This is a genomic window from Aquincola sp. J276 (assembly GCF_024700035.1).
GTDB classification, from domain to species: Bacteria; Pseudomonadota; Gammaproteobacteria; order Burkholderiales; family Burkholderiaceae_C; genus Aquincola; species Aquincola tertiaricarbonis.
Window position 1 is genome coordinate 2,394,320 of the sequence record NZ_JAJONC010000001.1, and the last position, 12,370, is coordinate 2,406,689.

Sequence of the window (12,370 nt, forward strand, 5' to 3'; positions counted from 1 at the left end):
CCCGGGGGCCGTCGCACGCCTGACATACACGCTGCCCACACTGCGACGCTCAACGCCTGCGCAGCCAGGCGCCAAGCACATCGCCAGGAGCAGTACATGGGACGTCCCCACACCAAGCCGCCGGCCCGCAAGGGTCCCAACCGCCGCGACTTCTTCAAGCAGTCCGGCGGCAGCACCGCCGCCCTGGCCGCCGCCACGCTGCTGCCGATGGGCAGCGCCCTGGCCGCCGATGCGGTGCCCGCGTTCCAGCACGGCGTGGCCAGCGGTGATCCGCTGTCCGACCGCGTGATCCTGTGGACCCGCGTGACGCCCAACGGCCCGCGCGGTGCGGTGCCGGTGCAGTGGGTGGTGGCCCGTGATCCCGGCCTGACCCAGGTGGTGCTGCGCGGCACCGCCAAGACCAACCCCGACCGCGACTACACCGTGAAGGTGGACGCCATCGGCCTGCAGCCGGGCACCACCTACTACTACCGCTTCAAGGCCGAGGGCACCGACTCGCCCATCGGCCGCACGCGCACGTTGCCGGTGGGTGCGGTGGACCGCCTGCGCATGGCCGTGGTGAGCTGCAGCAACCACGCCTACGGCTACTTCAACGCCTACCGCCAGATCGCAGCCCGCGCCGACCTGGACCTGGTGCTGCACCTGGGCGACTACCTGTACGAATACGGCACCAACCAGTACGGCACCGCCCGCCCCACCGAGCCGGCTACCGAGATCACCAGCCTGGCCGACTACCGCATGCGCCATGCGCAGTACAAGCGCGATGCCGACCTGCAGGCGCTGCACCGCCAGCATCCGATGATCGCCATCTGGGACGACCACGAGATCACCAACGACGCCTGGAAGGACGGCGCCCAGAACCACACCGAAGGCGCCGAGGGCGTGTGGAACGAGCGCGTGAACCGCGCATTGAAGGCCTACTTCGAGTGGATGCCCACGCGCGCGGTGGACACCACCGACCTGCGCAAGAACTGGCGCAGCTTCCGCTTCGGCAACCTGGCCGACGTGGTGATGCTGGAAGAGCGCCTGGCCGGCCGGGCGCAGCAGCTGCCTGCCGGCGGCCAGTTCACGCAGACCGGTGCCTTCACCGATGCCAGCCGCAGCCTGCTGGGCAGCGAGCAGGAAGCCTGGGTGGCCGACACGCTGCGCCGCTCCACCACGCAGTGGCGCTTCCTAGGCCAGGGCGTGATGTTCGCGCAGCTCAAGGGCGTGGGCGCGGCCAACGCGGCCGGCGGCGGCGCCTTCCTCAATGCCGACCAGTGGGACGGCTACCAGCCCGCCCGCAACCGCATCTACGACATCCTCAAGGGCAATGCCACCACGCCGGGCGTGGGCAACGTGGTGGTGCTCACCGGCGACATCCACAGCTCCTGGGCGGCCGACCTGACGCAGGACCCGAACAACCCGGACCTGGCCAGCGGCGGCTACAACCCGGCCACCGGCGAAGGCTCGCGCGCGGTGGAGTTCGTCGGCACCTCGGTCACCTCGCCGGGCGTGAACGACCCTCAAGGCAGCACCGCGGCCTTCCTGCGCAGCCAGAACCCGCATTTCAAGTACATCGACCTGATGCGCCGGGGTTACATGCTGATCGACGCCACGCCGCAGCGTGTGGTGGGCGAGTGGTGGTACGTGGACACGGTGGCCAGCATCAGCAATGTGCAGGTGTTCGGCACCGCGTTCGAAGTGCAGGCCGGCACCAACCACCTGGTGCCTTCGGCCCAGACCACGCCGCGCGCCAACCCGCCGCTGCTGGCCCCGTGAACACCTCTCTTGCAGGACACCCCATGACCACCGCCCTTCCTTTCGCCCTGCGCGCCGCCGTCGGCGTGCTGCTGGCGGCCGCCGGCCTGGCCGCCAACGCCGCCGATTTCACCCTCAGCGGCAACATCACGAACCACAACGACGTGGTGCGCATCACCTTCGACGTGGCCGCCGGCGGCAGCGATGTCACGCTGTTCACCGACTCGTGGCAGGGCGGCCTCAACTTCGACCCGGCCGTCGTGCTGTGGTCGAAGACCGGCAACGACTGGACCCGGGTGACTGAGAACGACGATGCCGACCCCGCCATCGGCAACAGCGGCTACTTCGACGCCGGCCTGGCGCTGCCGCAGCCGGCCGCAGGCCGCTACATGCTCACGCTGGTGGCCAGCTCGAACGACGCCAACGGCGAGCTGCTGTCGCAGGGCTTCACCTACGACGCCGAAACGCCCATCGCCATCGGCCAGTGGAACCAGCCCACCTACGACCCGAACGCCAACGACCAGAAGGGCAGCTTCTGGCGCGTCCAGTTCAGCGGCGTGCAGAACGTCAGCGCGGTGCCCGAGCCCTCCACCTGGCTGTTGATGGCACTCGGCGCAGCGGCGCTGGTGCCGGCGGCGCGTCGCCGCCGCTGAGCCACCGCGCTTAACATCGGTCGCCTTCCGTACAGGAGGGCTTCCGATGCCAACGTTCGTTTCCGCTGGCCTGATCGGCGCCGTCGTGCTGTGGGGCTTGCTGTACCCGGCATCCCTCGGCACCACCTTCGAGCAAGCGCTCGCCTTCATCACACGCAACTTCGGCTCGTTCTACCTGTGGGTGGTGCTGGCGCTGGTGGTGATGTGCGCCCTGCTGGCCTTCAGCCGCTACGGCTCGCTGAAGCTGGGGGCGGAGGACGACGAGCCCGAGTTCTCGCTGGGCTCCTGGTTCTCGATGCTGTTCGCCGCGGGCATGGGCATCGGCCTGGTGTTCTGGGGCGTGGCCGAGCCCATCTCGCACTACGGCGCGCCGCCGCCGGGCATCCCCGCCAACACGCCCGAGGCGGCCAACGCGGCCATGCGCTACAGCTTCTTCCACTGGGGGCTGCACCCGTGGGCGGTGTACAGCGTCGTGGCGCTGGCCATCGCCTTCTTCCAGTTCCGCCGGCAGCAGCCGGCGCTGGTGAGTGCGGTGACTTCGTCGCTGCCCTACCCGCTGGTGAAGAAGCTGGCACCGCTGTTCGACAGCCTGGCCGTCATCGCCACTGCATTCGGCGTGGCGGCGTCGCTGGGCATCGGTGCGCTGCAGATCAACAGCGGGCTGGCCAAGGTGTTCGGGCTGCCGGTGTCCACCACCGCGCAGGTCGCCATCATCGTGGTCACCACGGCCATCTTCATCACGTCGGCCGTCAGCGGCGTGGCGCGGGGGCTCAAGTGGCTGTCCAACGCCAACCTGATGGTGGCGGCGCTGCTGGCGCTGGCCGTCTTCGTGCTGGGGCCCACGGTGGCCATCATCGACACGCTGACCAACACGCTGGGCGGCTACCTGAGCGAGTTCGTGCGCATGAGCCTGCGCATGACGCCCTTCCGCGACAGCAGCTGGGTGGCCGGCTGGACCATCTTCTACTGGGCCTGGTGGGTGTCGTGGGCGCCGTTCGTGGGCCTGTTCATCGCGCGCGTGTCCCGCGGGCGCACCATCCGCGAGTTCGTGATGGGCACCGTGCTGGCCCCCACGCTGGCCGCCATGCTGTGGTTCAGCATCTTCGGCGGCACCGCGCTCAACCTGGAGGTGATGCACGGCGCGCCCATCGCCGCGGCCGTCAAGGCCGATGTGTCCACCGCGCTGTTCGCGATGTTCGAACTGCTGCCGCTGGGCGGCGTGATGTCGCTGGTGGCCACGGTGCTGGTGGCGGTCTTCTTCGTCACCTCGGGTGATTCGGCCACGCTGGTGCTGGGCATGATGAGCCACCGCGGCGACCCGAACCCCTCCGCCCGCAGCAAGATCCTGTGGGGCCTGCTGATCGCCGGCATCGCAGTCAGCCTGCTGCTCAGCGGCGGGCTGAAGGCGGTGCAGACGGCCACCATCGTCTTCGCGCTGCCGTTCACCATCGTCATCCTGCTGATGGCGCTGGCGCTGTGGCGCGGCGTGCGCCACGACTGGCACGAGGAAGACCGCCGTGAACGGGCACTGCGGCGCCGCCTGCGGGAGCTGGCCGCCGACCGCTGAGGGCCCGGCGGCTTGCGACGACAATGGGCCACGCGCGGCCGGGTGAGCCGCCGGAGAGACCCGAGTGCAACCGATCATCCACAGCCTGCTGGACAACGACCTCTACAAGTTCACCATGTGGCAGGCGATGCTGCATCGCCATCCGCAGACCCAGGCCGAGTACCGCTTCGTCTGCCGCCACGAGCCGGGGTATCCGCTGTCCGAGCTGGAGCAGGAGATCGGCGAGCAGCTGGACCACCTGTGCAGCCTGCGCTTCCGCCCCGACGAGCTGAAGTACCTGCGCGGCCTGCGCTACATCAAGACCGACTTCGTCGACTTCCTGCGCATCTTCCAGTTCCAGCGGGAGTTCATCCACGTGCGCATCTCTGGCGACACGCTGGAGATCATCGCCAACGGCCCGCAAGTGCACGTGATGGCCTTCGAGATCTACGTGCTGGCGATGGTCAACGAGCTGTACTTCCGCCGCTTCGATGCCGACAAGGCCCTGGCCTGCGGCCGCCAGCGGCTGCAGGACAAGCTGGAGCTGCTCGACCGCTTCGACCACGAGGCGCCGCGCACCCATCCGTTCGAGTTCTTCGACTTCGGCGTGCGCCGGCGCTACAGCGGCGCCTGGCAGCGCGAGGTGGTGGGCACGCTCAAGCGCGAGGCCTCGCGCTACTTCAAGGGCACCTCCAACGTGCTGCTGGCACGCGACCTCGACCTCATCCCCATCGGCACGATGGCGCACGAGTACCTGCAGACCTACCAGGCCCTGGGCGTGCGGCTGCGCGACTTCCAGAAGGCCGCGCTCGAGAGCTGGGTGCAGGAATACCGCGGCGACCTGGGCGTGGCGCTGACCGACGTGGTGGGCATGGACGCCTTCCTGGCCGACTTCGACCTGTACTTCGCCAAGCTGTTCGACGGCCTGCGCCACGATTCCGGCGACCCCATCGTGTGGGGCGAGAAGGCGCTGGCGCACTACGAGAAGCTGCGCATCAACGCGCACACCAAGCGGCTGACCTTCTCCGACGGGCTGGACATCCCGCGCGCGCTGGCGCTGTACCGCCACTTCGCCGACCGCACGCAGCTGGGCTTCGGCATCGGCACCAACCTCACCAACGACGTGGGCCTGAAGACGCTGCACATCGTCATGAAGCTCACCCACTGCAATGGCCAGCCGGTGGCCAAGCTGTCCGACAGCCCCGGCAAGACCATCTGCGACGACCACACCTTCCTGGCCTACCTGCGCCAGGTGTTCAACGTGCCGGTGGCCACGCCCTGAGCCGCCTTTTCTCCTCCAGACCGCCCAAGATGTCCGACGACCTGAAGACCCGATTCGAGCAAGCCGTTGCCGAAAGCAAGCAGTTGCCCGAGAAGCCCGACAACATGACGCTGCTGCGCATCTATGCGCTGTTCAAGCAGGCCAGCAGCGGCGACGTGCAGGGCGACCGCCCCGGCCTGACCGACTTCGTCAACCGCGCCAAGTACGACGCCTGGCAATCGCTGTCCGGCACCTCGCCGGAGCAGGCGATGGGCGACTACATCGAGCTGATCGAGTCGCTGAAGTAGGCGGCGCGGCTCGGCCCCGTCACCTCATGCGGTGCTGGCCTTCGCCAGCAGCGCATCGATCTTGCGGGCGATCTCGGTCTCCACCGTGGCGCCCATCGCCTTGAACAGGAAGCCCAGCTCGGCCTGCAGGTCGAGCTTGTCGGCCCGCACCGCCAGCGTGCCCTGGATGCCGCTGCGCTCGAAGCGCACGGTGTCGCCCTCGTCCCCTTCCTCGGTGCTGAACTGCAGGCCGTACTTCTCCGTGGCCTGCGCCATCCATTGCTGCGCCAGCCGGCGCGCCTTGGGCAGGCCCAGTGCATGCGGGCGTTGGATGTGGATGTCGGGCTGACGGGCCATTCGGCTCTCCTTGGGGGTCGGTCGTCGGTGCGGAAGAAGGTCAGGGCTCGGCCTGCAGCGCGGCACGGCGCTCGGCCATCGGAAGCGCGGCCAGGCGGCGCACCTCGTCGTAGAAGCGCGGGAAGCTGCGGCCCTGCCGCTCATACAGGCGCAGGAACTGCGGCACGAGGTCGTTGTAGGCGCCCTGCACCGCCAGCGACGGATTGCCTGCGCGTGCAAACCAGGCGTCGTAGCCGGTGAAGCCACCCCAGCGCTCGCGCTTGATCACCTCGTAGTCGGCCCGCAGGCGGGCCAGGCGTTCGGCCTTGGCCGCGCGCTTGTCGGCATCGGAGGCGGTGCTGGCATACAGCGCCTGCAGGTCTGCGCGCGCGGCCTGCGTCAGCGCACGGAAGTCGGCCCGGCGCTGGCCTTGGGCGGCATAGGCCTCGCGGGCGCCGGGGGCGGCATGCTCGTTCAGCCAGCGCTCGCTGCCGATGCGTTCCACCGCGGTGGCAAAGCTCTCGTTGAAGGCGGTGTCGTCGTCGGCATAGGCCACCTGGTGCGCCAGTTCATGGAACACCATGCGCGCCAGCTCGCCCTCGGGCCAGCCGATGAAGGTATTGAGCAGCGGGTCGCCGCCCAGCCACTCGCTCCAGCCCAGCGTGGAATAGGCGGGCACGCCGTACACCGTGGCCTCCCAGCCTTCGGCCTGCAGCTGCGATGCCAGCGCATCGGCGGCGGCGCGGTCGTAGTAGCCCCGGTAGCCGATGCAGCCCACCACCGGGAAGCACCAGGTCTTCAGCTTGAGCGACAGCTCGGGCGTGGCCACCACGTTCCACACCGCCGCCGTGCGGCCCAGGTCGGTGTAGCTGCGGTAACTGCGGTTGTCGGGCAGGTGCAGCTCGGCCACCGCGAAGTCGCGGATGCGCTGCGACAGCGCCAGCTGGCGGCGCAAGGCCTCGGGCGTGCTGCCATCGGCCAGCAGCTCCGGCACCGGCCGCGCACGTGCCAGCAGGTCCAGGTGGCCGCGTGCGGCCTGCGCGTAATAACCGGCCGTGCTGCAGCCGCCCAGGCCGAGGGCCGCCACGCACAGCGCAGCCACGCCGGCCCCGCCCCAGAACGCCATGCGCAGCCCGCGCCTCACGCCACCGCGGGTGCCACCGAAGTGGCCGGCGCATCGGCCGCCACCTGCACCAGGCAGTCGTAGAAGCTGGGCGCGCGGCCCAGGTCGGTGAGCTGCTGGTGGGTCAGCTCGTTGACGTTGGTGCCGTCCACGCCGAACTTGCGCCACCAGATGCCCAGGCCGTTGACCACGCCGGGCCGCGCCCGGGTGCTCACCTCGGCCTTGCAGCGGTAGCTGCCGCGGTCGTTGAACACCCGCACCAGCATGCCGGTGGCAATGCCGCGCGGTGCGGCATCGTCGGGGTGGATCTCGACCAGCGGCTCGCCCTCGATGCTGCGCAGGCTCTTCACGTTGACGAAGGTGGAGTTAAGGAAATGCCGCGCTGGCGGCGAGATCATGGCCAGCGGGTATTGCGCGGCCAGGGCCGGCGTGCTCTCCGCGCATTCATGGTTGGGCAGGTGGTCGGCGCCGCGCGCATCGGCCTTGCCGCTGGGCGTGAGGAAGCCGCCTTCGGCGAACGGCGCATCGGGCAGCGGCAGCTTCTGCCAGCCGTGGGCCTGCAGCGCCTCGTAGGCGATGCCGGGCTTCAGGGCCTGGCGGGCCAGGGCCTCGTCGGTATCGAAGAAGCAGGCATCGTCGTAGCCCATGCGCGCGGCCAGCTCGCGGAAGATCTGCGTGTTGGGCTTGGCCTCGCCGCGCGGGCTGAGTGCCGGCTGGTTCAGCAGCACGTAGGTGTGGCCGTAGCTGGTGTGCAGGTCCAGGTGCTCCAGTTGGGTGGTGGCGGGCAGCACGTAGTCGGCATGGTCGGCGGTGTCGGTCATGAAGTGCTCGAGCACCACGGTGAACAGGTCTTCCCGCGCAAAGCCCTGCACCACCTTGCGCGACTCCGGCGCCACCGCCACCGGGTTGCTGTTGTAGACCACCACCGCCTCGATCTTCGGCCCGAAGACTTCACTGCCCTCGCGCAGCAGGTCGTCGCCAATGGTGCTCATGTTGATGGTGCGCGGCCGCCGGCCGGCCAGCAGGTCGGGCCGCTGCAGCGCCGCATGGTCGATCGCGCGCAGGAACCAGCTGGAGGCGCTGAGCAGCATGCCGCCCGACGGATGCCGCCAGGCGCCGGTCAGGCAGGGCAGCAGCGCCACCAGCCGCACCGCATTGCCGCCGCCGCGCACGCGCTGCATGCCGTAGTTCAGGCGGATGGCCGCCGGCTGCGTGGTGCCGTAGTCGCGCGCCAGCTCGCGGATGTCGTCGGCCGGCACGCCGCACACCTGGGCCGCGCGCTCGGGCGGCCATTGCAGCGCACGCTCGCGCAGCTCGGGCCAGCCCTCGACATGGCGCTCGATGTAGTCGGCGTCCAGCCAGCCGCGGGTGATCAGCTCGTGCATGAGCGACAGCGCCAGCGCGCCGTCGGTGCCCGGCTTCAGCGCCAGGTGGCGATGGCACTTGTCGGCGGTTTCGCTGCGGCGCGGGTCGATGCACCACAGCTTGGCGCCGGCCCGCTTGGCCTGCTGGGCGAAGGTCCAGAAATGCAGGTTCGAAGCGATCGAATTGCTGCCCCAGATGACGATGAGCCGGCTGCCCGCGAACTGCTCCAGGTGCATGCCCAGCTTGCCGCCATAGGTGGCCTGCAGCCCGGCTGCGCCGGCACTGGCGCAAATGGTGCGGTCCAGCAGCGAGGCGCCCAGCTTGTGGAAGAAGCGTGCCGCCATTGCTTCACCCTGCAGCAGGCCCATGGTGCCGGCATAGCTGTAGGGCAGCACCGCCTGCGGGTTGCGTGCCGCGATGGCCTGCAGCCGCCGCGCGATGTCTCCCAGCGCCTCGTCCCAGCTCACGCGCTCGAACTGGCCGCTGCCCTTGGGGCCGCTGCGCTTCATCGGGTACAGCACGCGCTCCGGGTGTTCCACCCGCTCGGCATAGCGGGACACCTTGGTGCACAGCGCGCCGTGGGTGGGCGGGTGGTCCGGGTCGCCCTGGATGCGGATCACGCGGTCCTCGGCGACGGTCACCCGCATGGCGCAGGTGTCAGGGCAGTCGTGCGGGCAGGCAGCGCGCACGACCCGTTCAGCGATGGCGGTCGAGCTCATCGGGTCACTATGGCACAGCCGGCCACCGGGTGATGCCTGCGGCGTAAACTGGCCCGCTCCCTGCTTGGAAGCCTTTCATCATGCGGTTGATCGAATCCATCCTGGCAGACGCTGCCAGCATCGCTACGCTGCGGCGCGACATCCACGCCCATCCCGAGCTGTGTTTCGAAGAGGTGCGCACCTCCGACCTCATCGCCAAGGCGCTCACCGACTGGGGCATCGAGGTGCACCGCGGCCTGGGCACCACCGGCGTGGTGGGCATCGTGCGCAACGGCAGCTCGAAGCGCGCCGTGGGCATCCGGGCGGACATCGACGCCCTGCCCATCACCGAGCACAACCACTTCCCGCACGCCAGCAAGCACCCCGGGAAGATGCATGCCTGCGGCCACGACGGCCACACCGCCATGCTGCTGGCCGCGGCCAAGCACCTGAGCAAGCACCGCCACTTCGACGGCACGGTGTACCTGGTGTTCCAGCCGGCCGAAGAAGGCGGCGGCGGTGCGCGCGAGATGATCAAGGACGGCCTGTTCGACCTGTTCCCGATGGAAGCCATGTTCGGCGCCCACAACTGGCCGGGCCTGAAGGTGGGGCAGTTCGCGGTGAGCAGCGGGCCCATCTACGCGTCGAGCAACGAGTTCAAGATCACCGTGCACGGCAAGGGCGCGCACGGCGCCATGCCGCACCTGGGCACCGACCCCGTGCCGGCGGCCTGCCAGATGGTGCAGGCCTTCCAGACCATCATCAGCCGCAACAAGCGGCCGATCGACACCGGCGTGATCTCGGTGACCATGATCCACACCGGCGAGGCCACCAACGTGATCCCCGAGCACTGCGTGATGGAGGGCACCGTGCGCACCTTCACCACCGAGGTGCTGGACATGATCGAGCGCCGCATGAAGGAGGTGGCCGAGCACACGGCCGCGGCCTTCGAGTGCACGGTCGACTTCGAGTTCGTGCGCAACTACCCGCCCACCATCAACCATGACGCCGAGACCGAGTTCGCCAAGGGCGTGCTGGCCGAGGTGGTGGGTGCCGACAACGTCGTGCCCTTCGAGCCCACGATGGGCGCCGAGGACTTCAGCTTCTTCCTGCAGAAGGTGCCGGGCTGCTACCTGATGGTGGGCAATGGCGAAGGCGCGCACCGCGAAGGCGGCCATGGCCTCGGCCCCTGCATGCTGCACAACCCCAGCTACGACTTCAACGACGACCTGATCCCGCTGGGCGCCACCGCCTGGGTGCGGATGGCCGAGCGCTGGCTGGCGCCGCGCTGAAAACAAGCTTCCTCCACTGCCTGAGTACCCGGCACCCATGACGTCCACCGCCCCCGAGATCGACGGCTTCTTTGCCACCACCTATGCCGAGGCGCGGCAGAAGTTCCTGGCCTCGGCGGAAGCCGCGGGGCTCGACGTGCAGAGCCATCCGCATCCGCTGGTGGGCCGCGACGGCGAGGCGCTGGCGATGGACGTGGCCCGCGCGGGCCCGGCCGATGCGGCGTCGCTGCTGATCGTCAGCAGCGCCTGCCACGGCATCGAAGGCTATTGCGGCTCGGGCGTGCAGAACGCGCTGCTGGCCGACACGGCCTTCCAGCGCCAGGCTGCCGAGGCCGGCGTGGCCGTGCTCTACATCCATGCGCTGAACCCCTGGGGCTTCTCGTGGAACCGGCGCACCACGCACGAGAACGTCGACCTCAACCGCAACTGGCACGACTTCAGCAAGCCGCTGCCCGACAACCCCGGCTACGACGAGCTGGCGCACTGGATCGTGCCCGACACCTGGCCGCCTTCGGCCGAGGCGCAGGCGGCGCTCACGGCCTATGCCGCGCGGCATGGCGAGCGTGCCCTGCAGGCCGCCATCTCCGGCGGCCAGTACACGCAGCCGCAGGGCATCTTCTACGGTGGCCGCAACCCCACCTGGAGCCAGCAGACGCTGCGCCACGTGCTGCAGGAGCAGGCCACGCGCTGCACGCGGCTGGGCTGGATCGACCTGCACACCGGCCTGGGCCCTTCGGGCCACGGCGAGCGCATCTTCGCCTGCCGCAACGACGCCGCCGCGCTGGCCCGCGCCCGCGCCTGGTGGGGCGACGGCGTCACCTCCATCTACGACGGCAGCAGCAGCTCCGCGCCGCTGGTCGGCCTGATGTGGAGCGCCGCCGACACTGAATGCGCGCAGGCCGAGTACACCGGCATCGCATTGGAATACGGCACCGTGCCCCTGGGCGAGATGCTGGAAGCCCTGCGCGGCGCCCAATGGCTGGAGAACCGGCCCGAACTGGGCGACGCGCCGCTGCGCCGCGAGATCGAGCAGCGCATGCGCGCGGCCTTCTATACCGAGACGCCGGAATGGAAGCAGCGCATCGTCGAGCAAGGCGTGGAGGCGGCCCGGCAGGCGGTGCAGGGGCTGTCCCCCGGCAAGTGATAGAAGTGGCGCTCCGCCACCGACGACGCGCAGCGCCATGGACCTCTCCACCTTCATCAACGGCGCCTGGGACGCCCACGGCGACGACGCCGACACCGTCGCCCAGCAGCTGGCCGAGAAGCTGCCCGAAGTGCAGTCACCTGCCGAGGTGCCGGCCTTCGCCTCGCTGCTGGCGCATGTGTACGGCGAGCACCTGGGCCGCTGGCACGACGCGCTGGTGCTGCTGGGCCGCTTGCGCGGCGTGGCCGCGGAAGATGCGGTGGCGCTGGCCGCGGTGCAGCGGGCCGAACGCACGCTGCGCTGCGCCAGCGGCGACGGCGAAGCGCTGGACGACCTGATGGCCGGCGAACGCGCCGCGGTGCTCGCGGGCGCCGCCGCCATGCAGGTGGGCCGCGGCGACGCGGAAGCGGCCGCCAGCTCGCTGGATGCCGCGCTGGCCGTGGCCGCCGAAGGGCTGCCCGACGGCTCGCCCGCGCTGCGTGCGCTGGCCGTGGCCGGCAACAACATTGCCGCCGACCTGCAGGACCGCCCGCAACGCAGCGCAGCCGAGACCGCGCTGATGCTGCGCGCCGCCGAGACCGGCCTGGCCTACTGGACACGCGCCGGCGGCTGGCTGCAGGTGGAACGCGCCGAGCACCGCCTGAGCTGCTGCCGGCTGGCGGCCGGCGAGGCTGAGGCCGCCCTCGAAAGCGCCCGGCGCTGCCTGGCCGTCTGCACCGCCAACGACGCGCCAGCCTTCGAGCGCTTCTTCGCCCACGCGGTACAGGCCTTCGCACATCGCGCGCTGGGTGACGAAGCCTGCTTCGCGCAGGCGCGTGATGCCGCGCTGGCCTGCCATGCGCAGCTGGCGGACGACGAACGGCCCTGGTGCGAGAAGGAGCTGGCCGAGCTGCAGGCGGTCGCACCGGCCTGACCGACCTGGCTC

The 12,370-nt window shown here is 70.0% G+C and carries 11 protein-coding genes; 8 read left to right on the forward strand and 3 right to left on the reverse strand.

Annotated elements, in window-relative coordinates:
* The first annotated feature begins 96 nt into the window (after positions 1-96).
* The 5 genes from LRS14_RS10960 (at position 97) to LRS14_RS10980 (ending at position 5,508) form a co-directional block, all read left to right on the forward strand.
* Complete coding sequence (locus tag LRS14_RS10960) at positions 97-1,761, forward strand: alkaline phosphatase (protein WP_257799550.1); 1,665 nt, start codon at positions 97-99, stop codon at positions 1,759-1,761.
* Positions 1,762-1,784: 23 nt separating this feature from the next.
* A complete protein-coding gene (locus tag LRS14_RS10965; RefSeq protein WP_257799551.1) occupies positions 1,785-2,393 on the forward strand; it encodes a DVUA0089 family protein in 609 nt (202 codons plus the stop codon).
* Positions 2,394-2,439: 46 nt separating this feature from the next.
* Positions 2,440-3,960: a BCCT family transporter gene (locus tag LRS14_RS10970; RefSeq protein WP_257799552.1), complete on the forward strand. Its 1,521-nt coding sequence runs from the start codon at positions 2,440-2,442 to the stop codon at positions 3,958-3,960.
* Positions 3,961-4,024: 64 nt separating this feature from the next.
* Entirely contained in the window at positions 4,025-5,221 is a 1,197-nt protein-coding gene (gene pncB, locus LRS14_RS10975; RefSeq protein WP_046112737.1) for a nicotinate phosphoribosyltransferase, read from the forward strand.
* A gap of 29 nt (positions 5,222-5,250) precedes the next feature.
* Complete coding sequence (locus LRS14_RS10980; protein WP_257799553.1) at positions 5,251-5,508, forward strand: acyl-CoA-binding protein; 258 nt, start codon at positions 5,251-5,253, stop codon at positions 5,506-5,508.
* A gap of 24 nt (positions 5,509-5,532) precedes the next feature.
* Here LRS14_RS10980 and LRS14_RS10985 read toward each other — a convergent pair whose 3' ends face one another.
* Genes LRS14_RS10985 through LRS14_RS10995 form a run of 3 tightly spaced genes read right to left on the reverse strand, consistent with a single transcriptional unit; the run spans position 5,533 to position 9,030 of the window.
* Positions 5,533-5,844, reverse strand: a complete 312-nt coding sequence (locus LRS14_RS10985; protein ID WP_046112739.1) for a polyhydroxyalkanoic acid system family protein — start codon at positions 5,842-5,844, stop codon at positions 5,533-5,535.
* A gap of 40 nt (positions 5,845-5,884) precedes the next feature.
* A complete protein-coding gene (locus LRS14_RS10990) occupies positions 5,885-6,949 on the reverse strand; it encodes an aminopeptidase (RefSeq protein WP_257799554.1) in 1,065 nt (354 codons plus the stop codon).
* A 14-nt stretch (positions 6,950-6,963) separates the two neighbouring features.
* The gene (locus tag LRS14_RS10995; RefSeq protein WP_257799555.1) at positions 6,964-9,030 is read right to left on the reverse strand and encodes a molybdopterin-dependent oxidoreductase; all 2,067 of its coding nucleotides are present in this window, start codon (positions 9,028-9,030) and stop codon (positions 6,964-6,966) included.
* 80 nt (positions 9,031-9,110) lie between these two features.
* Between LRS14_RS10995 and LRS14_RS11000 the strand changes: the two genes are divergently transcribed.
* From LRS14_RS11000 to LRS14_RS11010, 3 genes are read left to right on the forward strand one after another with little or no spacing between them, the layout of a single operon-like run.
* Positions 9,111-10,301: a M20 aminoacylase family protein gene (locus tag LRS14_RS11000; protein WP_046112742.1), complete on the forward strand. Its 1,191-nt coding sequence runs from the start codon at positions 9,111-9,113 to the stop codon at positions 10,299-10,301.
* A 37-nt stretch (positions 10,302-10,338) separates the two neighbouring features.
* Positions 10,339-11,445: a M14 family metallopeptidase gene (locus LRS14_RS11005; protein ID WP_257799556.1), complete on the forward strand. Its 1,107-nt coding sequence runs from the start codon at positions 10,339-10,341 to the stop codon at positions 11,443-11,445.
* Between the two features lie 37 nt (positions 11,446-11,482).
* Complete coding sequence (locus LRS14_RS11010) at positions 11,483-12,358, forward strand: hypothetical protein (RefSeq protein ID WP_257799557.1); 876 nt, start codon at positions 11,483-11,485, stop codon at positions 12,356-12,358.
* Positions 12,359-12,370: the final 12 nt, after the last annotated feature.

Bases quoted from the DNA above. Each gene is read 5' to 3' on its own strand.
- LRS14_RS10960 (WP_257799550.1), top strand. From the start codon at position 97: ATGGGACGTCCCCACACCAAGCCGCCGGCCCGCAAGGGTCCCAACCGC.
- LRS14_RS10965 (WP_257799551.1), top strand. From the start codon at position 1,785: ATGACCACCGCCCTTCCTTTCGCCCTGCGCGCCGCCGTCGGCGTGCTG.
- LRS14_RS10970 (WP_257799552.1), top strand. From the start codon at position 2,440: ATGCCAACGTTCGTTTCCGCTGGCCTGATCGGCGCCGTCGTGCTGTGG.
- LRS14_RS10980 (WP_257799553.1), top strand. From the start codon at position 5,251: ATGTCCGACGACCTGAAGACCCGATTCGAGCAAGCCGTTGCCGAAAGC.
- LRS14_RS10985 (WP_046112739.1), bottom strand. From the start codon at position 5,844: ATGGCCCGTCAGCCCGACATCCACATCCAACGCCCGCATGCACTGGGC.
- LRS14_RS10990 (WP_257799554.1), bottom strand. From the start codon at position 6,949: ATGGCGTTCTGGGGCGGGGCCGGCGTGGCTGCGCTGTGCGTGGCGGCC.
- LRS14_RS10995 (WP_257799555.1), bottom strand. From the start codon at position 9,030: ATGAGCTCGACCGCCATCGCTGAACGGGTCGTGCGCGCTGCCTGCCCG.
- LRS14_RS11000 (WP_046112742.1), top strand. From the start codon at position 9,111: ATGCGGTTGATCGAATCCATCCTGGCAGACGCTGCCAGCATCGCTACG.
- LRS14_RS11005 (WP_257799556.1), top strand. From the start codon at position 10,339: ATGACGTCCACCGCCCCCGAGATCGACGGCTTCTTTGCCACCACCTAT.
- LRS14_RS11010 (WP_257799557.1), top strand. From the start codon at position 11,483: ATGGACCTCTCCACCTTCATCAACGGCGCCTGGGACGCCCACGGCGAC.